Consider the following 21,578-nt stretch of genomic DNA (forward strand, 5'->3'; position numbering starts at 1 on the left):
GAGACCCCCGGCCCCACCCACCCACCCCGTTTTGTCCCTCGCGCAGGCGCTCCGGTAGTGTTCCCTCTCGGCTTGCTGCCGCGGGGCTTCCACCCAGAGCGGCTCGCCACCCGGGCCTATAGCTCAGACGGTTAGAGCACCACACTGATAATGTGGGGGTCAGAGGTTCAAGTCCTCTTAGGCCCACCGGAAAGCCCCGGCCGCGTCACGCGGACCGGGGCTTCTTTGGAAGAACGGGAGTGTGCAGTGAAGAAGATCCTCCTCGCGGTCCTCGCCGCGGCGGGCGTCGTCGTCGCCGGCAAGAAGCTCCAGGAGAGCAAGGCGGAGCAGGCCCTCTGGGCCGAGGCCACCGACAAGCTCCCCAAGAACTGAATCTCCCTCGCCCGGTCGTCGAGGAGGTCGCGCAGCGACCGTCACGAGACGCCCGGCCGCAAGGGGCCTTGGCGCAATTGGTAGCGCACCTGCTTTGCAAGCAGGGGGTTAGGGGTTCGAGTCCCCTAGGCTCCACCGTCTGAAGCCGCAGGTCAGCCTGCGGCTTCCTTCATTTCGAGTGTGGTTTGGTTCGGGAACGGGAGCCGCGGGGACTGCAGAGGGAAGCGACGCCCATTCCGGTAACCGCCCCATGGGCTTGCGGTGAGTTCGGCAAGATGGTCCCAGCTTCTGTCTGATTCCATGAAGGACGTTCGTGAGTACTCTCGGCAGTTTCATCTGGTCGATTGCCGACCAGCTCCGCGGGCCCTACCGCCCCAACCAGTACGGCAATGTCATCCTGCCGCTGACCATCCTTCGCCGACTCGACTGCATACTCGAGCCCGACCGCGATGTGGTTCGCGAGTTGGCAGCGAAGTACGACAACCAGAACCGGCTCAAGGTCGAAGTCGCCAAGGCAACCGGTCGCCCGTTCTACAACACATCGAACTACTCGTTCGCCAACCTGCTGGCCGACGCCGATGGGCTCGTCGACAACCTCAACGACTACATCGACAGGTTCTCACCGGACGTCGACGTCTTCGAGTACTTCGACTTCAAAAAGGAGATCCTGGCCCTCGAGAAGGCCGAGCTCCTGCGCGAGATCGTCAAGGCCTTCGGAGCGGTCGACCTCCATCCGAACGTCGTGTCCAACTCCGACATGGGCGACGCCTTCGAGTTCATCATCCGCAAATTCAACGAGGCCGCCAACGAGACCTCTGGCGACCACTACACGCCACGCGATGCCATCCGCCTCTTGGTGGACCTGTTGTTCGCGGAAGAGGACGCCGGCCTGAGCGAGGAAGGGATCGTCCGCTCGCTCTACGACCCCACGGCCGGCACCGGCGGCATGCTCTCCCTGGCCGAAGAGCACCTGCTGGCCCAGAACCCGGACGCCCGGCTGAGTCTGTACGGCCAGGAGTACAACCCGCAGTCCTACGCCATCTGCAAGTCCGACATGATCGCCAAGGGCAACGATGCGACCCACATTGCGTTCGGCAACACCCTGACGGACGACGCGTTCAAGGGACGCCAGTTCGACTTCTGCATGTCCAACCCGCCCTACGGCGTGGACTGGAAGCAGTACGCCAAGCAGGTCACGAAAGAGCGCGATGAGGCGGGTCCCTACGGCCGCTTCGCGCCCGGACTGCCCGCAACTTCCGACGGGCAGATGCTCTTCCTGCTCCACCTGGCACACAAGATGCGAGCCCCAGAGGACGGCGGTGGGCGTGTCGGAATCGTCATGAATGGTTCGCCGCTGTTCAACGGCGCCGCTGAGTCCGGGCCTTCGAACATCCGCAAGTACCTGCTGGAGAACGACCTGGTCGAGGCGATCGTCGCACTGCCGACCAACATGTTCTTCAACACTGGCATCGCGACCTACATCTGGATCCTCGACAACACCAAGCACCCCAGCCGCAAGGGGCTGGTGCAGCTCATCGACGGAACTTCGTTCTGGACGAAGATGCGTAAGAACCTCGGCGCCAAGGGCCGCGAGATCTCCGATGAGGACCGGGCGAACGTCGTGAAGCTTTACGCCGACTTCAGGGAGGCCGACCCTGACTTCTCCAAGGTGCTCCGCAACGACGAGTTCGGGTACTGGACCATCACCGTCGAGCGACCGCTGCTGGACGAGAACGGGAACCCGGTGACCGACCGCAAGGGCAAACCAAAGCCGGACTCGAAGAAGCGCGACGCCGAGAACGTGCCCTTCACCTACGGCGGATCGGCCGTCGGCGCGGGCGGGAAGCTCGCGGTGATCCAGTCCTACTTCGACGCCGAGGTGAAGCCCTACGTCTCCGATGCTTGGATCGACTGGTCCAAGGTCAAGACCGGGTACGAGATCCCCTTCACTCGCCACTTCTACAAGTACGTCCCGCCTCGGCCAGTCGCCGAGATTGACGATGACCTCGAGAAGCAGGTCGGCAAGATCCTCGAACTGCTGCGTGAGGTGGAGGGATGATGATCCCGCTCGGTCGTCTGGTCGATCTCGTGACAGCGAAGGCAACTGACCAATCGTTCAAGATCGGCCTGGAGGCCATCGAGCCCGGCACGGGCCGCATGACCGCGGATCCCTTGACGGATTACGACGGCGACGGCATCGGATTCGAGCCGGGTGATGTGCTCTTCGGAAAGCTTCGGCCGTATTTGGCGAAGGCTTGGCTCGCGGACCGGCGAGGTGCGGCGGTCGGAGAGTTCCACGTCTATCGGCCCTGCGCGGATCGCGTCGATCCCGGATACCTTCGTTGGGCGCTACTTGGCCGCAGCTTCCTGGACCCAGTCGAGTCTTCAGTCGTAGGCGCCAAGATGCCTCGTGCGGAGTGGACGTTCGTTCGCTCGATTGAACTTCATGCTCCGCATATCGCCGAGCAGCGAGCCGTAGCTGGCTACCTCGACCGCGAGACCGCCCGCATCGACAGCCTCATCGAGGAGCAGGAGCGCCTGATCGAGATGCTCCGCGAGCGCCGCGCTGCTGCGGTTTCCGAGGCAGCGTCCGAGATCGAGACCAGGGGACCCCGGCTGAAGCACATCATCCGATCGGTCAGGCAGGGGTGGAGCCCCCAGTGCTATGCGTGGCCAGCCGACGGCGTTGAGACGTGGGCAGTGCTCAAGGCCGGGGCCGCAAACGGGGGCACGTTCCGGCCCATGCAGAACAAGGAGTTGCCAGAGACCGAGTCACCCCGCCCCGAGATCGTTGTGCGAAGAGGCGACCTCATTGTCTCCAGAGCCAACACACGCGAATTGGTTGGAAGTGCAGCTGTCGTGGATGGCGAGTTCCCCCGTCTGATGCTTTGCGACAAGCTCTACGCATTCAGTCTCGACGAAACGCGGGCTCTGCCGCGCTATGTGGCTGCCGTGCTCGGAAGCCGTCGATGGAGGGACATGATCGAGATGGAGGCGACGGGTGCGAGCCATTCGATGTTGAACGTCAGCCAATCTGACATCGTCAACCTCCCGATGCCGCTACCCCGGATAAGTGACCAGCGCCGCATTCTCGCGCGGCTCGACGAGCAGACCGCGAAGATCGATACGACAACTGCCGAGACCGAGCGGTTCATCGAGCTCTCAAAGGAACGCCGCTCGGCGCTGATCACCGCAGCCGTGACGGGTCAGATCGACGTCCGGGAGGTGGTCTGATGGCTGACCACAACGAGATCGTCTTCGAGTCCGAGACCTGTGCGTATCTCGAGGCGCACGGCTGGCTCTACTCGCCGAACGACGCGGGCTATGACCGGGAGCGTGCTCTCTTTCCGGAGGATCTCTTCGCGTGGCTCGAGGAGACGCAGAAGCCGGCGTACGAGAAGGCGTTGAAGGCGGCCGGGTCGTCGGCGAAGTTTCTCGATGTCCTCACGGATGCGCTCGACAAGCCGCTCGAGCACGGTGGCGGGACGCTCAACATCCTGCGTAGCGGGGTGCAGTACATCGGAGGCGGCCGCCTCAAGATGGCCCAGTTCCGTCCGGACACGACGCTCAACGCCACCACGAACATCCAATACGACGCCATGCGCGTCCGGGTGATGCGGCAGGTCCACTTCTCCACCGCTGACCAGCGCAGCATCGATCTGGTGCTGTTCGTCAACGGCATCCCCGTGGCGACCGCCGAGTTGAAGACTCACTTCACGCAGTCTTTGGACGAGGCGATCAACCAGTACAAGAAGGCCCGCAACCCCATCACCAACGGTCGGGCCGAGCCGCTCCTGTCCTTTGGGCATCGGGCGCTCGTGCACTTCGCTGTCTCCAATGACCTGGCAGCGATGACTACCAAGCTCGAGGGCGAGAAGACCCACTTCCTGCCGTTCAACGTCGGCCATGACGGAGGCGCCGGAAACCCACCAGGCGCCGAAGGCCGGTCGGCAACGGCGTACCTGTGGGAGCGGGTCTGGGAGAAGCACGCCTGGCTCAACATCATCGGCCGCTTGATGATCGTCGAGACCAAGGAGGAGTGGGACGTCGCAACCGGCACCTCGGTGCGGCGCACTAGCATGCTCTTCCCGCGGTTCCACCAGTGGGAGGCCGTCACCGAGATCGTTGCCGCCGTCGCCGAGGAGGGCGTCGGACAGCGCTATCTGATCGAGCACTCGGCCGGTTCCGGCAAGACGAACACCATTGCCTGGACCGCGCACCGTCTCGCCCGACTCCACGTCGATGACAAGAAGGTCTTCGACTCGGTGATCGTCGTCGTGGACCGAACCGTTCTCGACGGCCAACTCCAGGACGCCATCCGCCAGATCGACGGCTCAGGCAAGATCGTCGCGACCATCAGCCCCGAGGACGTACGCAAGGCTGGCGCGAAGTCGAAGTCCAGCCTACTGGCGACGGCCCTCAAGAACGGCGAGCTCATCATCGCCGTTACAGTGCAGACGTTCCCGTTCGCACTCGACGAGATCCGAGCCGATTCCGCGCTCACGGGCAAGCGCTTCGCCGTCATCGCAGATGAGGCGCACTCCTCGCAGTCCGGCCAGATCTCCTCCAAACTCAAGGCGGTCCTCACGGCCGAAGAGTTGAAGGAGCTCGAGGAAGGCGGCGAGGTCGATGTCGAGTCCGTGCTCGCCTCGGAGATGGCCGAGCGTGCCGAGTCGGAGAACATCTCCTATCTCGCCTTCACCGCGACGCCGAAGAACAAGACCCTGGAGCTGTTCGGTCGCAAGGGCGCCGACGGTAAGCCACGCGAGTTCCACCTCTACTCGATGAAACAGGCGATCGACGAGGGCTACATCCTCGATGTGCTCAAGGGCTACCAGTCCTACGACACCTCGCTGAAGATCGCCGGCAACGCCAGCACTGAAGGCGAGGTCGAAGAAGGTGCTGCGCGCAAGGGGCTGATGCGCTGGGTGCAGCTGCACCCCACGAACATCAGCCAGAAGGTTCAGATCATCGTCGAGCACTTCCACGCCAACGTCGCGCACCTGCTCGAGGGCAAGGCGAAGGCCATGGTCGTGACGGACTCACGCAAGGCCGCGGTGAAGTACAAGAAGGCCATCGACGCGTATATCGCGAAGCGCGCGGCCCAGGACCCGACGTACAACTATCGCACCCTCGTGGCCTTCTCTGCCGGCGTGAAGTTTGCGGAGGACGAGGAGTGGGGCTCCGATTGGGGGCCGTCGCCGACCAAGGACGACGAGTTCACCGAGGGGAACCTGAATCCCGGGGCAGGCGCTGACCTGGCGGCCGCGTTCAAGGGCGAGACCTACAAGATCATGCTGGTCGCTAACAAGTTCCAGACCGGCTTCGACCAACCTCTGCTGTCCGCGATGTACGTCGACAAGCGCCTGTCCGGAGTGACCGCGGTCCAGACGCTGTCGCGGCTCAACCGAACCCACCGAACGGCTGGTGGCGAGCAGAAGCGCAAGACGTTCGTCATCGACTTCCACAACAAGCCCGAGGACATTCGCGCCTCGTTCGAGCCGTACTTTAAGAACGCCGCCTTGGAGACCGAGACTGACCCGTACGTCGTTGTGCACCTGGCGACCAAGTTGGCGCACGCCGGCATCTACAGCGAAGACGACGTCCGGAAGGTCGCCGAATTATGGGTGACCCGCAAGGGCAACAACGCCCTGTCAGCGGCGATCAGCCCTGCCCAACACGACTTCAAGCGCCGGTATGCACGCGCGATCGAGGAAGACGACAGGGTCACCCTCAATACCCTCGACCTCTTCCGCAAGGACGTCTCCACCTACGTCCGGCTCTACGACTTCATGAGCCAGATCGTCGATTACGGCGACCCCTACATGGAGATGCTTTCGATCTTCCTCCGGCTCTTGGAGAAGGTCATTGCCGAGTCGGCATGGGCGGCCGAGGTCGATCTCTCCGACGTGGTACTGGTCGGGGTGAAACACAAGAAGCTCGCAGTCGTCGACATCTCGCTGACCGGCGACGGCGAGCTCAAGGGGATCAAAGCCGCCGGCACCGGCAGCAAGAAGGACCCGAACTACGTCGCGCTCCAGGTCGTCATCGACCGGATGAACGACCTCTTCGGCGCCGAGTCATTCGCAGAGTCCCAGGTCCGGGAGTTCGTCCAGGGATTGGTGCAGCGTCTGCTGCTCTATCCCGACCTCGTCAAGCAGACCAAGGTCAACTCGAAGAAGCAGTTCATGGAGTCACAGGACTTCCAGGCGGCGGTAACGGAGGCCGTCGTGGACAACCAGGACGCCCACAACACGATGGCCGACTACTTCTTCAGCGATGGGCCGGGGATCAACGGGGTGATAGTGGCGCTCGCGGACGCCTTCTACGAAGCCGCGACCGACGACGAGACCGGCCAGTGACCGAAGCAACGGCTTAGCAGCTCGAACTGACAGCTGCCGTCGGGGGCGAGCTACTGCTCAGCTCGTCGCCTGATCCAAGGAGCCGCAGGCTCACTCATTTCGAATTTCTTCGTTCTCAATAGCTCGTGGTCGCAGATCGACGCGCAGGGCGGAAAGTCTCGCTGCTCCGTCGAGGCCACGGTTTCGCAGCAGCTCCAGCATGTCCTCTTGGCGCGGCTGGCCAAAGGTCAGGCGGTACAGCGCCACATCTGACTTGACCCTGTCGTACCGCGCCTCGTCGGAGCTGAGGACAAACGGGGTGATGTGGCGCTCGATCTTCGCGGGGCCGGGGTAGACCCAGCCCGGGGTGAAGTCGCCATACTCGTGGCGATGGTCCGTCGCGAGCTCGTAGAGGCGATCCCATGGGTTGCCGCCGACTTGGGCAAGCGCAGCGGGTCCGTGCCTGCTAGCGACGTTCTTGCGGACCGCGTGCCCGCGGTAGCGGTCGACACGGCCCTCCCGCTGCTCGAAGTCGACCGGGTTCGGCGGAGTGTTCCAGTGGAAGATGGCGTGGCACCACCAATGGAAATCGATACCCTCCTGGCCCACAGAGGTCGAGGCCAAGACCATCGGCCAGAAGGGGCTGTTGAACGAGCGTCGCACCTCCGGTTGGCGAGCGTCTTCCGCCTTCTGGTCGCGGGCGCCGTACCGCAGGGCGAAGCGGCCAACGAAGCTCAGCGGGACCGAGGCCGCTGCCGGGTCCTTAGCCCGGTAGGTGCTCGGCTTCAGCCCGATAGCGGCTGCCGCTTCTGAGGCGAGTCGGCCGATTTTGGCGTCGTCGAAGTCGCCGACGACGAGATCCGCTTGGAGATGGTGGAGGTACTCGTCGAGGACGGCTTCCAGGTTCCCGTTGGCGCAGTAGGTCAGCACCTTGCGCCAGTACGGCGTTCGCTCGGCACCGAGCCGCTCGACGATCTTGGTGACATCCGGGCGGTTGAAGAGGGAGCGGAGACCGTTGGCGAGGGTGGCTGCGGCTTCGAACAGACCTCGTTCGGTCACATTGTCGAAGTCATGGCACAGGCGGTGGAGCACGCGTACGGCGATCGAGCCTGGCGCGAAGAGCGCGATCTCGGCGAGCAGGTCTGCCGTCTCGTGGTCGAGAGGACGCTCGGGTGCTGCCAGTTCCTCGCGCACGTGCTGGAGGTGCTGCAGCACGCCGGCATGACGCACAGTTGCGCCAGCGGACTCGTCATCGTCGTCGGACTCGGCGGCACCGGACAACGCGAGGGCGACCTCATCGTCACGCATCGTCGCCGGCCAGTTCCCCGCCATCGAGAACGCTGCACGCCACTGGGCGACGCGCAGACCGGATTCGTCACCGTCCGGGTCCGCCTGAGACAGCCCAGGCTCGATGTCGAGCATCGCGAGGAGGCGCGTCCTGACGTCAGAGCGAGCATCTGCGGCCGACACTTGCCTGCCACCGCGCTCGGCGACGATCTGCAGTGGGTCGATCGCGTTGGCCAGGGCCAGGAAAGGCCAATGCAGCATCAACGTCGGCATGCCGCGGAGCCGGCCAGTTTGCTGGGTGACCGAGTAGTTGAAGTGCTTGACGATTCGCTTCCTGGCCTCGGGTGTGTACTCGTCGTAATTGCTGCCAGCCGCCGCGTGACGCTCGGCCTCGAAGCTGAGGATCCCGGCAACGGCAGCAGGCGTCGCGGCCCACGACGAGAAGACGAGGCGCTTCGTCATCGACGAGGCGGCAGGGTCGGCGTATGCCCCGCCGGGTAAGAAGTAGGGGAGCGACGGCGGCACCCAGAGGAGCTGCCACCAACCCTGCCCGACAGTGTCGTGCGTGAGCGCGCGCATCCGCGCGTTCCCGGGATCCAACGGCTTGAACTGTTCGATTGCAGCTGCGTGGATGCGCTGAGTCGCTGCGACGGCCCTCCGCAGGTCGGAGCTGGGAGAGGCCTCGTCGAGCCGTCGGCCGAACTGGTACCCGTCGGCGAAATTGATGAAGTACGGTGCCGACTTCCAGAACTCTGCGGTCACCAGTCCGCGGTCCTTCTCCCGAGCGACCAATCGACCGACCTCCTGGAGGCGCGCGAAACCGACGAGGTCCGCGGCCCGTACATCGTCAGCCGGTCGACGGTGCTCCACCGTCATCGATCCGTCCGGGAGTGCCGGACGCTCAGCACGACTCATCAGCTTGAGGAGGTCGTGGCGAAGGGCGTCCACCACCGATGCATCGCCCACGCCGGAGGACACGAGGTCGCGGTACTCCTTGAGCCGGACGCGGATCGTGTCGACGCTGACGTCGCCTCGGCCCTGGGCAAGGAAGGTCAGCGTGTTGAAGAGGTCCTTTGCGTGGTCCTCCTCCTTCTCCTCCGCATAGGTGAACGGCTTGTACGGCGTTGCCGAAAGCAGGAGCACCTTCGCGGCGTCGTACTCGAAGAGGTGGTGGGCGAGTTCACCGGCCGCGGTGGACGGGTCGAGCAGGTGCCGAAACCGTTGAAACTCGTCGAGGATCACGAGGTCCGGCTCAAGCGTGTGCACACTCGCTGCAGCAAGAGCTCCGCGGAGCTCACCTACGAGGCGGCGGTGGTCATCGTGGAGGTGGGAGGGCACCGAGTCGCGTCGACCGATCGCCGCGATCATCTGGACGAAGCGTGTCTTGAGGCTCTCGGGTTCGTCGGCACTGATGAGGCGCTCGAACTGCTCGAGGATCGCAGGATCGAGGCCCCCCGGCCCGATCTGGCGCCGGAGGTCGTCGACCTTCCAGTCGAACCGCTCAATCTTGCGAACGTTGCCCTGGAGCAAGCGTCGACTGGCTCGCTGGCCCCAGCCGTCCATCTGGACCAGCTCTCGAATGGCCAGCAGGATCATCGCCCTCTCGCGAGACTTTCCAAGCTGGTGACCCGGGTCGAACGAGGTGCCCGGGGTGAACGACACGAGGTTGATCGGCTTGCCGACGTGACCAGCTTGGCGGAGGCGGCGGCTGTGCTCGGCGAGCAAGGTCAGGCGGCTCGAGAACGGGATTTCGGCTTGGCCTGTCACGTTGAGCCTGCGGAGGTTCTGCTTGGCGAGGTCCTCGTTTGAGCAGACGTAGACAACATCGATCCGCTCGACCGAAGGCTCGTCCTGGAGCGTCTCGATCGCGCGGGCGATGACGCCCTGTGCCACACGGGTCTTTCCCAGACCTGTCTCGTCGGCGACGAGAAAGCGCTTCCCGCCGACTGGTCCGTAGAACTGCTCGATCACGTGATCGACGCTGGCAAGCTGGAAGTCGGTGAGGCCGCGAAGGTGCGGCTCTGCGTCGTACCGCTTCATGCCCAGGTCTCTCCCAACATGTCCTGTGCCTCGCGAACGGTTGCCCAGAACGCATCGAACCCGTCGGGAAGCACCTCGCGGCCCTTTTCGGTGGACTGAAGCCGATGAACGAGCCGATCGAGGTCGCCGAGAGCAGCTGGTCGCTCGGAGAGCGCCCGCAACACGAGCTCGAGAATCCCGGGACCGCCCGACTGGCCGATGCCGAAGCCCTGGCCGTCCCCCTCTGCTGAGCCGGCCAGCTGGGCAAGCAGGTGCGGGTTGCCGAGGCTGAGCAGCAGGTAGAGGAAGCGAAGGAACTTGTCAGGGGTGTCGATTTGACGAGCGAGGATCTGGTCGAGTCGATCAGCGGGCGGGTCGATGAGCTCAGCGACGATGACGCACGCGACGTCGAGGCCCGAATCGGTGGTGATCTGGACGACCAGGAACGGGGTGAGGTCCGCGGTGGCGATGCCGCTGAAGGTTCCGGCGAGTGCCTCGCCTTCTGCGGCGACGATGCTGTTGCCGGCCTTAGTCATCAGGCGCACGCTCGCTCGCCAGCCGGTACAGAGCGGGTAGGGCTTGCGGGCAGAGACGCGCACGTCGTGCCCCTCGGTTTCCGACGCCTCGCGATCGCCATCAACGACGGCGACGTGGTGCTCGATCTCGGCGATCTCGCGAAGCGCGTTCTCGACCTTGCGTCGCTCGTCCTCGTCGGGGTCGAGTGCGGCGCCACCCGTGGCGCGGTATGGCTCCAGCAGCACGCGGAACGGCGCGGTTTCACCCAGGAAAGAGTCGATTCCGAGGTGATCGCGATGGCCATGGAGCTCGACGATGAATTCGACATTCCGCTGCAAGGCAGCGTCGGTTGCATTCGCCGAGCCGATGAACACGTGGGCGCTCGCCCATTTGGCCGTCGGCTCGACGACGAACATCTTGGCGTGGAGGTCACCGCCGAGGTTAGTTTCGTCGGTTTCTGTGACGACAGCCATCGAGTCGATGACGTAGGCGTCGAGACGCTCGGCGACCCCAGGTGAAAGCCTCTCGAGCTCAGCGGCACGCGAGAGAACCGTGGTCGCGCCGTTCGGGTCCAGGAGAGCGAGTCCGGCGTCGTTGATGAAGGGGGAGACCACGAGGCGTCGACCTGGCGGCAGGTCTGGCATCGGACGGTTTCCGCCGAGGAAGTGGAAGCCAAGGTGTCGGACGGTGTCGGGCCACTGCCACTCGATACGGCGCGCCTCGCCCGCTAGTTGGCTGATTCTTTCGGCCCGCTCTGGCGCGAGCTCGCGAATCGTCCAAGTAGGCAGCGAGGCCAGGAGGTCGGCAAGCGGCGCGTTGGCGTCCTGCTCCCTATCGCCGAGGGAGGCGGAGTCAAGGCGAACAGCAAGGTCCCAGGAGCGGTCGTTGGTGAGGTTGCGGGTCAGCACCAACAATCGGTACGACGCTTGGCCCGCGTCGTCGACGTACCTGACGAACCAGATCTTCGGGTGAAAGAGGCCGCCACGCGGGCGCTTCACCTCGTGGACCAGCGGCTCCAGAAAGGCGAGCAGGTCGGGCACGTGGCTGGGCGCAGCGATGTTGCCGCCCTGACAGAAGACATCGAGCCGGTCACCGGTCGCTCGGAGCGCTTCGAGCAGAGCGATCGGATCGGCGGAGGATCCTGAGTAGGAGTACGAAGTGAAGGCGAGCGCCGGGATCAATGTCGCGGTCAGGTCGAGCGTGAAGGTCGTCGCGATGGCTGCATCGAACCGCGAGCCCGGAGGCGGCGCGAGTTGCTCCAAGAGCACGACGCGACTGTCAGGAGCCAGCATGGAGCCCCCTCAAGATGTCATTGACGACGGCCCGCACATTGCCCCATCGGTACGCGAGTCGACCTACGCCGGCACTTCCCGACCACGAAGCGAGTAGCTTCTCATTGACCAGTCGCGACTGAGATCCCTTGCGCTTCTCGCGAATCCGGACCAGCTCGCGGAGTCCCTGGTTGTCAGCAGGTGATGCACCCTCGCGAAGCCCAGCAATCCAACTGTCGACGAACGATCGAGTACTTGGTCCGATGTTGGGGTTCTGCCCGATGGCCAGCTCCCACATGCGATCGACGTCCCAAGCCGTGAGGCTTATGCCGTACCGCTCGGAAAAGTCCGCATGCCATTGGGTCAACGCGGTGCGGTAGGTCTCCACCGGCTGGGGGACGTGGTCGAATCCCTTCAGCTCGTACTGCTCCCCGATCAGCAGGTTGTACAGAAGCGGCGCGCCCTCGATCACCGCGCTGAACCACTCGGCGTGGTGAAGTGGTTCGAACTCTGAGGGCGGCGCGGCGTGCCATGGGTAGCGGACGTCGTCGCCGATCACCTCGTGCCGGTTCAAGAGGTGCGCAAGCACGGTGTCAGGTGCCGCGGTGACCATCCGGCCGTAAAGCCACTCAGCCTCGGCCGGGGTCATCGCGAAGCCGCCGGGGACCTCATTGGGGAATCCCTGAGGGGCCGGGGGAATCCCAGGATCCCACTCGCCAACGACCCTTTCGCTGAGCTCGGTCGCGCTGTCGCCGCCGGACCGACGTGCAGCTGAGCCGATCGCACCGGGATTCGTCCGCACCTTGTAGGTGAGCATGCCGGACCAGTAGAGGGTCGACGGCAGGTTCTTCACCTCGGGCCCTACCCGGCTCCCGATGAGGCCGGCGGCGTCATCGAAGGCCGAATCCTGAAAGGTCTTGATCAGCTGGCGTTCCTGAAGCTGGCCGACGCGGAAGTTCTCCTTGTCATAGGCGTGCGCCGCCCGGCCGCTCGTGTAGCACCACGGTACGAAGAGGTAGTAACGAGCGCGCGTCTGCAGCACAGAAGTGCCCGGGAACAGTAGGTCGCTGAACGCGTCCCGAACCTGTCCGATCCCCAGCTCGTCGCGGCTCTCCGTTTGCGAGAACAGGGCGACGAGCTCGCGAGTCACCCGCTGTTCTTCGGGGGTGGAGTCGAGCCACGCGATCAGCGAGGTCACTCGGCTGCTTTACGCCGTCGGATGTTCATCACCTATCGGAAGATAGGGGAACCGTCCGACGACTGGGATGCATTTCGAGGTTGAAGGTCGCTTGTTGCGGCCTGCAAGTAGTGCATTCGATCTGGGGCTCTGTACGCCAAGGCGCCACCATTGCGGCCGTAGGAAACCGTCAGCGAATGGCCGTCGGCTAGGCGCCTGCGTCATTAGTCTCCTGCTATGGCGGAACAAACCCAGGACAAGCTCTACGCGACGGCGCTGCAAACGATTGGCGCGGTTGCCCATCTGCCGGTCGTGAGGGTGGATCGAGAGGCGTTCCTGCGCAAGCACTTCGGCAAGTCGCCGCACATCGACGTGATCCTTGAGCGGGGTCCGCAGGCGGTCTACTCGGTGGAGTCGCTCCGGAAGAAGGCTTCGTCAATCATCAAGAGCAGCGCCACGAAGTCTTCTGCCGTCTCATTCGCTTCGGGGCTGCCCAGCAACCCGTTGGTGATGGTTGCGGCCGGAGGTGCGGATGTCGCGCAGTACTTCGGTTTCGCGATCAACCTCGCACAGCAAATCGCCTACCTCTTCGGGGAGGAGGAATTGTTTGACGGTGGTAGCGCGGAGCTGTCCGAGGCGGCGCAGATCCGCATCATCGGCTACCTGGGCGCGATGTTCGGCGCGGCCGGTGCGGCAGCGCTCGTCTCGCAGACGTCGAAGACAGCGGGTCAGAACCTCGGCAAGAAGGTGGCGGCGCAGGCCCTGACCAAGACGGCCTGGTACCCGTTGGTGAAGAAGGTCGGGGCCCTGGTCGGCAAGCAAGTGACCAAGAAGACCGTCGAGAAGACGATCACCAAGGCTGTTCCTGTGGTCGGAGGCGTCGTCTCCGGTGGGTTGACCTACGTGACGTTCCGTCCTATGGGCAACCGCCTGGCCGACACGTTCGTGAGCAACCTGAACGGCGAGTACGACGACGAGCTCGAACTGAACGCCGACTTCGCCGCGGGCTTGGATGCGGACGTTGTTCCCGGCGAGGTGCTCGCCGAGGAGACCGGAGCCGGCGAGTAGGTCCCGACTGGCGTCCTACGCCATCTTGTCGGCCACGTTGGCACTCAGGTGCTCTAGGCTGTCCTTCAACATCGCGAACTCACCCGGCTCCAGCGCCATCACCTCAGCGATCGAGTCCGGGATGCCCACCGCCTTCGCGCGCAGCTCCACGCCGGCTTCGGTCAGGGTCACGTGCACCGTCCGCTCGTCCTCGGTGCTGCGCGTGCGGGCAACCAGGCCGGCGGACTCCAGCCGCTTCACCAGAGGCGTCACCGTGCCGTAGTCCAGGCCGAGGCGGGTGCCGAGCTCGCCCATGGTCATCGGCGCTGACTCCCAGAGGGCCAGCATGGCGACGTACTGCGAATAGGTGAGGCCGAGCGCGTCGAGGATCGGGCGGTAGGCGGCGGTGACCAGGCGCTGCGCCGTGTAGAGCGAGAAGCAGAGCTGCTCGCCCAGGTCGAGGCTGTGCTTCGGCTTGGCCATGGCTCCAGCGTAGGGCGCAACTACCTTGCGCGAAAGGTTCTTGAGCAAAACCCTTGCGCGCAAGGTAGTTGTTACGTAATGTCTTGCGCACAAGGTAATCGCCTTGGTCGTTCCCCCCGACAAGCCCCAAGGAGCAGCTGACATGTCTGCCAACCCCAAGAACATCGCGCTGGAGCCCGCCGCACAGGCCTTCGTCGAAGCCACCAGCGAGCCGCCCTTCCTCTACCAGCTCCCCGTCGCCGACGGCCGCGCCGCCGTCGATGGCGTGCAGGACGACCCGATCTTCAAGCCGGAGGTCGACGACGAGTGGATCGACGTGCCCGGCGGTCCGACTGGCGACGTCAAGGTCCGCATCGTCAAGCCGCAGGGCGCGACCGGCCCGCTGCCGGTGATCCTCTACGTCCACGGCGCGGGCTGGGTGTTCGGTGACGCCCACACCCACGACCGCCTGGTGCGCGACCTCGCGATCGGTGCCGAGGCCGCGGTGGTCTTTCCGGAGTACGACCGGGCGCCCGAGTTCCAGTACCCCCACCAGATCGAGCAGGCGTACGCCGTCGCGCAGTGGGTCACGAAGCAGGGCGCCGACAAGGGGCTGGACGGCGGCCGGATCGCGGTCGCCGGTGACTCCGTCGGCGGCAACATGAGCGCCGCGCTCACGCTGCTCGCCAAGGAGCGCGGGGACGTGAGCTTCGTCTTCCAGGTGCTCTTCTACCCGGTCACCAACGCCGACTTCGACACCACCAGCTACCACGACTTCGCCGAGGGCTACTTCCTCGCCCGCGACGGCATGAAGTGGTTCTGGGACCAGTACACGACCGACCCGGCGCAGCGCGCCGAGATCACCGCCTCCCCGCTGCGCGCCACCACGGAGGACCTCGCCGGGCTCCCGCCGGCGCTGGTCATCACGGCCGAGGCCGACGTGCTGCGCGACGAGGGTGAGGCGTACGCCGCCAACCTCCGCCGCGCCGGCGTCGACGTGACCGCGACCCGCTACCTCGGCATCGTCCACGACTTCGTGATGGTCAACAGCCTCCACGAGACCGCGGCCGCGAAGGCCGCGATCGCGCAGGCGGTGGGTGCGCTCCGGGGTGCCTTCGCCGGCTGATCAACCCCGCACAGGAGAGCCCCGGTCAACCCGACCGGGGCTCTCCTGCGTCAGCGGACGATCTTGAAGTTGAAGTTCGCCGTCCCCAACGCGCCCATCAGCCGCAGCCAGACCGGCAGCATCATCTCGGTGCCGCGGGCGGTGGTGATGTCGCCGAGGTCGATCACGTCGGTATGGCCGAACTCCTCGAGCAGTGCGGTGACCGTCGCCTTCGCCGACGCGTCGTCGCCGGAGACGAAGACGCTGGTGCCCTCGGGCAGCAGGTCGGGGCGGACCATCAGGTCGGTGGTCAGGGTGTTGAGCGACTTGACCACCCGCGCGTCCGGGAAGGCGCGCTGGACCTGCTCGCCGAGGGAGTCGGTGTCCTTGACCAGCAGGGTCGGGGGGAAGCCGTTCGAGAAGTCGAGGGGGTTCGCGATGTCGAGCAACACCTTGCCGGCCAGCAGCTCGGCGCCGGCCAGGGACAGCATCGCGATCGAGGCGGTGCCATTGGTCGCGTTGACCACGACCTCGGCGTCGGCGACGGCATCGGGCACCGCCGCCAGCGGAAGGGTGGGCGCGTCGTCGCGGGCCCGGGTCGCCTCCGGGTCGCGGGTACCGATGACCACCTCGTGGCCGAGCTCGTCGAGGCGGCCGGCGATGGTCCGGCCGACCATGCCCGTGCCGAGGACGGCGATCTTCATGGGGACTCCTGGTCGGTGAGAGCCCGGTCTGGCCCGGGGTTCGGACGCTACCGCGTCGTACGACGACCGGTTCGTCAATCCCCCGTTGTGACGATTGTCGCCGCGGGCGGCCACGAGTAGTTTGCCCCGCGATAGAGCGGACCGGGCCGCCTGGAACTGCTTCGAAATGGGGTCGAAGTGAACCGCTCCCTGTCCACGCGCGCCTGTCGCGCCCTCGCCACCCTCGTCGGAGCGCTGCTCCTCGCGCTCGCCTCGCTCACCGCCACCACCTCGCCCGCCCTCGCGGACGCCAACGAGGCCGGCCTGGCCGCGGGTCCCTCGATCCGTGCCCAGCAGTCCCTGATCTCGGCGGGCGACGGGCACACCTGCTCGGTCGTCGGTACGGCGGCCACGCTGTGGTGCTGGGGTGACAACACCTTCGGCCAGCTCGGCAACGGCACCGTCACGTCGTCGACGACACCGGTGAAGGTGGTCGGCCTCTCGGGGGTGACGGCGGTCTCCGCGGGATCCCAGCACACCTGCGCGCTGCTCGGTGACGGGAGTGCCCGGTGCTGGGGTCGCGACAACTACGGCCAGCTCGGCGTGGGGCTCGCCCCCAACGGCTTCTCCGCGGTGCCGGTCGCGCCCAACGGCGGGTTCACGTTCACGGCCATCTCGGTAGGCACCGGCTTCACCTGCGGGACGACGGTGAGCCAGGTGTTCTGCTGGGGTCGCGGGACCGAGGGCGAGATCGGCAACGGGGGCCTGAGCAACGTCGCGTCACCCGCGCCGGTCGCCATGCCGGGACCGGCCCGTGCCCTCTCGGCCGGCAACCAGCACGCCTGCGCCGCCCTCCAGTCCGGTCAGGCCTGGTGCTGGGGCAACAACACCCAGGGCCAGCTGGGCCTCGGCTTCGCGAGCGGCCCGCGGCTGCCGCAGCAGCTCGGCATCCAGAACGTCGAGGCGATCAGCGCCGGCGCCCTCCACACCTGTGCCCTCGCCGAGGGCGTCTCGAAGTGCTGGGGGTCCAACAGCGACGGCCAGCTCGGGACCGGGAGCTTCAACTCGGTGCCCTTCCCGACCACCACGGCCAACAGCCCCTCCCTCGACCAGACGATCAGCGCCGGCGGCGCGCACACCTGCTCCCGCGTGTCCAACCAGGTGCGCTGCTGGGGTCGCAACCAGGAGGGTCAGCGCGGGGTCCCGAACCTGAGCGACACCAGCATCGCGACCGCGATCCCCACCTACGCGGGCGAGATCCCGGTGGTGAGCACCGGGACGGCGCACACCTGCGTGCGGTTCGCGAACGGCCGCGTCGACTGCTTCGGGTTCAACCAGCAGGGCCAGCTCGGCAACGGTACGACGACCCACAGCTCTACTCCGGTGCGCGCGCTCGGCGTCCCGGGCACCCCGGGCGGCGCGTCCGCCAGCGTCGTCGCCTACGGCACCATCAAGGTCAGCTGGAGCGCGCCGGCGAGCACGGGCAACATCCCGCTCGACCACTACCGGATCTACGACACGGAGGGCACCCTCAGCCGTCTCGTCCCGGCCGGCCAGACGTCCGAGACCCTCAGCGCCCTGCCCTCGGGGCAGACCTACAACCTGCGGATCGTGGCGGTCAACGAGCTCGGTGAGGGACAGCCCGCCCAGCTCACCGCGATCACCACACCGACGCAGCCGGTCATCCTCGTCGACGACGTGTCGTACGCCGAGGGCAACTCGGGCACGAAGAACATGACCTTCACCCTGACCCGGTCCGGCCCCGTCGGCGCCACGTCCTCCGTCAAGGCCGCCACCCAGAACGGCACGGCCGTGGCGTCGGGCGACTACACCGCGAAGGCGGCCACGACGATCAGCTTCGCGGCCGGCCAGGTGAGCAGGACCTTCGTGGTGAGCACGAAGGGCGACCTCCTGGCCGAGGACGACGAGTCCTTCAACGTCGTGCTCTTCTCCCCGGTCGGTGCCCAGGTCTACGACACCACCGCGGTCGGGACGCTCGTGAACGACGACCCGGGCGGCAAGCCGGTCTACAGCATCAGCGGCGCGAGCACCGTCGAGGGCGACGCCGGCACGAAGAACCTCACCTTCACCATCACCCGCAGCGGCAGCACCGCGGTGGCCGGGTCGGTGCAGTACTACACCCAGGCGCTCTCCGGCCAGGCGACGCCGACCACCGACTACACGACCAAGGCGGTGACGACGATGAGCTTCCCCGTCGGCGCTGTCACCAAGACGTTCACGGTGGCGATCAAGGGTGACTACGTCGCGGAGAGCGACGAGTACTTCCAGGTCGTGCTCAAGAACCCGGTCAACGGCAGCCTGGCGACGATCCCGTTCGACTACGGGCAGATCGTCAACGACGACTCGAGTGCGACGCCGAGCATCTCGATCAACGACGTCAGCGTGGTCGAGGGCGACAGCCTCACCAAGAACGTCACCTTCACCGTCACCCGCTCCGGCAACCTGGCGGGCACGACGGCCTTCAAGTACGCCACCCAGGACGGCACCGCGATCGCGCCGGGTGACTACACCGCGAAGGCGCTGACCAGCCTCAGCTTCACGGCCGGCCAGACCAGCAAGACGCTCACGGTCACCATCAAGGGCGACACCGTGGTGGAGCCGGACGAGCTGTTCTCGGTCGTCCTGTCGGCCGTCACCGGCGGCACGATCGGCGACGGCACCGGGACGGCGACGATCACGAACGACGACTAGTCCGCGCCGGAGGTCGGGAGGAGCTCGCGCGGTCGCGCGAGCTCCTCCCGGCTGAGGCCAGACCGCGGCTACGACGTCGTGGAGCCGCCGTACCCATCCGTTGTGACGTGAACTCCGAATGGCCAGAAGGGCACGCCCCTTGCGTTGTCGGCGCTGCGCCCTAGGGTCGAACGCAGGCGTCTCCGGCGGGCGCACGGGGCGACCGCGGACGACGAGGAGGCTCGGATGACAGCCAGGCAGTGGACCGCAGACACCCTCCTGACCCGTTACGACGAGGTCAGGTCGCACACGGAGCGGCTCGCGGAGCCGCTCTCGCCGGAGGACCAGACGGTCCAGTCGATGCCGGACGTGTCCCCGACCAAGTGGCACCGGGCGCACGTGACCTGGTTCTTCGAGACCTTCCTGCTCGCCGAGAACGAGTCCGGGTTCAAGCCCTTCCAGGACAAGTACTGGTTCCTCTTCAACAGCTACTACGAGGCCGTCGGGCCGCGCTACAACCGCGCCGAGCGCGGCGTGGTCAGCCGCCCGGGCGCGCACGACGTCGGCGTCTACCGCGGCAACGTCGACGACCGCGTCCGCGACCTCGTCGGCAGCCTCGACCAGGGCACGATCGACAAGCTGGCCGGCACGATCGAGCTCGGCTTCCACCACGAGCAGCAGCACCAGGAGCTGCTCCTGATGGACATCAAGCACGTCCTCTCCCTCAACCCCCTCCAGCCCGTGTACGCCGGCAGCCCGGCCGCCCACGCCGAGCCGGACGCGCTCGGCTGGGTCGACGTGGCGGGTGGGCTGGTCGAGATCGGCCACCGCGACGCGGGCTTCTCCTTCGACAACGAGCTGCCGCTCCACCAGCAGTGGCTGGAGCCCTACCGGCTGGCCGACCGGCTGGTCACCAACGGCGAGTGGCTCGAGTTCATGGCCGACGGCGGCTACCGGCGACCGGAGCTGTGGCTCTCCGACGGCTGGGCGCAGGTCCGGACGAACGGCTGGGCCGCGCCGTTCTACTGGACCGAGGTCGACGGCGTGTGGTTCGAGCACACGCTGCACGGCACCTTCCCGGTCAACCCGGGACTGCCCGTGAGCCACGTCAGCCACTACGAGGCCGACGCCTTCGCGACCTGGGCGGGCAAGCGGCTGCCGACCGAGGCCGAGTGGGAGCACGCGGTGCGCACAGACACCGCCACCGACGACGGCGACACCGCCGAGCGGGTGGGCAACCTCGCCGACACCGAGACCTTCCACCCCCGCGCGGCGGGCGAGGCCACGGGCCGGCTGCGCCAGGTCTACGGCGACTGCTGGGAGTGGTCCTCCTCGGCGTACCTGCCCTATCCCGGCTTCCACCCGCCCGCCGGCGCGATCGGCGAGTACAACGGCAAGTTCATGTCCAACCAGATGGTGCTGCGCGGCGGCTGCGCGCTGACGCCGCCGGGCCACGCCCGCGCGAGCTACCGCAACTTCTTCCCGCCGGGAGCGCGGTGGGCGCTGTCCGGCCTTCGCCTCGCCGACGGAGGGGAGCCGCGATGACCCAGTCGTCGGGCAACGGGCCGCAGATGAAGGTCCTGCTGGAGTCCGACTGGGCCGCGGGCAGCCTCGTCGACGACGTGCGCCGCGGCCTCTCCCAGCACCCGCGCACGCTCCCGCCCCGCTGGCTCTACGACGACCACGGCTCTGCGCTCTTCGATGAGATCACCCGCCTGCCGGAGTACTACCCCTTCCTCGCCGAGCGCTCGATCCTCGAGCAGCACGCCGCCGAGATCGTCACCGCGAGCGGCGCGACCACCCTGGTCGAGCTCGGCAGCGGCACCAGCGAGAAGACGCGGCTGCTGCTCGATGCGTTCACGGCCGAGGGCCAGCTCACCCGGTTCGCGCCGGTCGACGTCTCCGAGGGCACCCTGCGCGAGGCAGCCGACCAGATCGCCGCCGCCTACCCCGGCCTGGAGGTCGTCGGCGTCGTCGGCGACTTCACGCTCCACCTCGCCCACCTGCCCAAGGGCGGGCGGCGGATGGTCGCCTTCCTCGGCGGCACCATCGGCAACCTCTACCTCGAGGAGCGCAAGGCCTTCCTCGGCGCGCTCGCCGACCTGCTCGAGCCGGGCGACTCGCTGCTGCTCGGCACCGACCTGGTCAAGAGCGCCGATCGCCTCGTCGCGGCGTACGACGACAGCGCCGGGGTCACCGAGGCGTTCATCCGCAACTCCCTCACCGTCGTCAACCGCGAGCTGGGCGCCGACTTCGACCAGGCGTCCTTCTCCTACGTGCCCTTCTGGGACCCGCACATGGAGCGGATCGACATGCGGCTGCGCTCGGAGGTGCCGCAGCGGGTGACCATCCCGGGGGCCGATGTCGTGCTCGACCTCGCCGTGGGCGAGGAGCTGCGGATGGAGATCTCCACGAAGTTCCGGGTCAGCCGGATCGCCGCCGAGCTGGAGGCTGCCGGGCTCGCCGTGGCGCGGGTGTGGACCGACGATCCGGGCGACTTTGCGCTCACCCTTGCGGTGAAGGGCTGATCCGACCGCAAAATCTCTCGCGAAGGGGTGGACGCGCGCAGGTCCCGGAGGGCAGGGTCGGATCCGGCCCGGTGGACCC

Annotated in this window: 14 protein-coding genes and 2 tRNA genes; 11 read left to right on the forward strand and 5 right to left on the reverse strand. The window is 66.4% G+C overall.

Annotation, left to right across the window (positions count from 1 at the left end):
• Positions 1–112 precede the first annotated feature (112 nt).
• The 6 genes from BJ993_RS09785 to BJ993_RS09805 all read left to right on the forward strand — a co-directional run bounded on the left by BJ993_RS09785 (position 113) and on the right by BJ993_RS09805 (position 6,734).
• Positions 113–186: transfer RNA gene (locus BJ993_RS09785), tRNA-Ile, on the forward strand.
• Positions 187–246: 60 nt separating this feature from the next.
• Positions 247–372 (forward strand): DLW-39 family protein, encoded by a 126-nt coding sequence (locus BJ993_RS26565; protein ID WP_308645534.1) that lies wholly within the window; start codon positions 247–249, stop codon positions 370–372.
• A gap of 62 nt (positions 373–434) precedes the next feature.
• Positions 435–507, forward strand: a tRNA-Ala gene (locus BJ993_RS09790).
• Positions 508–685: 178 nt separating this feature from the next.
• Entirely contained in the window at positions 686–2,431 is a 1,746-nt protein-coding gene (locus BJ993_RS09795) for a type I restriction-modification system subunit M (protein ID WP_179648607.1), read from the forward strand.
• Positions 2,428–3,606, forward strand: a complete 1,179-nt coding sequence (locus BJ993_RS09800) for a restriction endonuclease subunit S (RefSeq protein WP_179648608.1) — start codon at positions 2,428–2,430, stop codon at positions 3,604–3,606. Before BJ993_RS09795 ends, BJ993_RS09800 begins: the two co-directional genes overlap by 4 nt.
• The gene (locus BJ993_RS09805; RefSeq protein WP_179648609.1) at positions 3,606–6,734 is read left to right on the forward strand and encodes a type I restriction endonuclease subunit R; all 3,129 of its coding nucleotides are present in this window, start codon (positions 3,606–3,608) and stop codon (positions 6,732–6,734) included. Before BJ993_RS09800 ends, BJ993_RS09805 begins: the two co-directional genes overlap by 1 nt.
• Positions 6,735–6,824: 90 nt before the next feature.
• Here BJ993_RS09805 and BJ993_RS09810 read toward each other — a convergent pair whose 3' ends face one another.
• From BJ993_RS09810 to BJ993_RS09820, 3 genes are read right to left on the reverse strand one after another with little or no spacing between them, the layout of a single operon-like run.
• Positions 6,825–10,040: a DEAD/DEAH box helicase gene (locus tag BJ993_RS09810; RefSeq protein WP_179648610.1), complete on the reverse strand. Its 3,216-nt coding sequence runs from the start codon at positions 10,038–10,040 to the stop codon at positions 6,825–6,827.
• Positions 10,037–11,827: a phospholipase D family protein gene (locus BJ993_RS09815; RefSeq protein ID WP_179648611.1), complete on the reverse strand. Its 1,791-nt coding sequence runs from the start codon at positions 11,825–11,827 to the stop codon at positions 10,037–10,039. Before BJ993_RS09815 ends, BJ993_RS09810 begins: the two co-directional genes overlap by 4 nt.
• Positions 11,814–13,004, reverse strand: coding sequence for a DUF6361 family protein (locus tag BJ993_RS09820; RefSeq protein WP_179648612.1), 1,191 nt, complete (start codon positions 13,002–13,004; stop codon positions 11,814–11,816). The genes BJ993_RS09815 and BJ993_RS09820 overlap by 14 nt, the downstream gene beginning before the upstream one ends.
• Positions 13,005–13,220: 216 nt before the next feature.
• On the opposite strand from BJ993_RS09820, the gene BJ993_RS09825 reads away from it, so the two are divergent.
• Positions 13,221–14,051, forward strand: a complete 831-nt coding sequence (locus tag BJ993_RS09825) for a hypothetical protein (RefSeq protein ID WP_179648613.1) — start codon at positions 13,221–13,223, stop codon at positions 14,049–14,051.
• A gap of 15 nt (positions 14,052–14,066) precedes the next feature.
• Here BJ993_RS09825 and BJ993_RS09830 read toward each other — a convergent pair whose 3' ends face one another.
• Entirely contained in the window at positions 14,067–14,513 is a 447-nt protein-coding gene (locus BJ993_RS09830) for a MarR family winged helix-turn-helix transcriptional regulator (RefSeq protein WP_179648614.1), read from the reverse strand.
• A 142-nt stretch (positions 14,514–14,655) separates the two neighbouring features.
• On the opposite strand from BJ993_RS09830, the gene BJ993_RS09835 reads away from it, so the two are divergent.
• The gene (locus tag BJ993_RS09835) at positions 14,656–15,618 is read left to right on the forward strand and encodes an alpha/beta hydrolase (protein ID WP_179648615.1); all 963 of its coding nucleotides are present in this window, start codon (positions 14,656–14,658) and stop codon (positions 15,616–15,618) included.
• A gap of 50 nt (positions 15,619–15,668) precedes the next feature.
• Here BJ993_RS09835 and BJ993_RS09840 read toward each other — a convergent pair whose 3' ends face one another.
• The gene (locus tag BJ993_RS09840) at positions 15,669–16,301 is read right to left on the reverse strand and encodes an NADPH-dependent F420 reductase (protein ID WP_179648616.1); all 633 of its coding nucleotides are present in this window, start codon (positions 16,299–16,301) and stop codon (positions 15,669–15,671) included.
• Positions 16,302–16,478: 177 nt separating this feature from the next.
• Between BJ993_RS09840 and BJ993_RS09845 the strand changes: the two genes are divergently transcribed.
• The 3 genes from BJ993_RS09845 to egtD all read left to right on the forward strand — a co-directional run bounded on the left by BJ993_RS09845 (position 16,479) and on the right by egtD (position 21,499).
• Positions 16,479–18,992 carry a Calx-beta domain-containing protein gene (locus tag BJ993_RS09845; RefSeq protein WP_179648617.1) on the forward strand — a complete coding sequence of 838 codons (2,514 nt, stop codon included), beginning with the start codon at positions 16,479–16,481 and terminating at the stop codon, positions 18,990–18,992.
• 225 nt (positions 18,993–19,217) lie between these two features.
• Entirely contained in the window at positions 19,218–20,516 is a 1,299-nt protein-coding gene (egtB, locus tag BJ993_RS09850; RefSeq protein ID WP_179648618.1) for an ergothioneine biosynthesis protein EgtB, read from the forward strand.
• The gene (gene egtD, locus BJ993_RS09855; RefSeq protein ID WP_218864660.1) at positions 20,513–21,499 is read left to right on the forward strand and encodes an L-histidine N(alpha)-methyltransferase; all 987 of its coding nucleotides are present in this window, start codon (positions 20,513–20,515) and stop codon (positions 21,497–21,499) included. Before egtB ends, egtD begins: the two co-directional genes overlap by 4 nt.
• Positions 21,500–21,578 lie beyond the last annotated feature (79 nt).

Origin of the sequence: Nocardioides aromaticivorans (genome assembly GCF_013408525.1) — a bacterium.
GTDB lineage: Bacteria > Actinomycetota > Actinomycetes > Propionibacteriales > Nocardioidaceae > Nocardioides > Nocardioides aromaticivorans.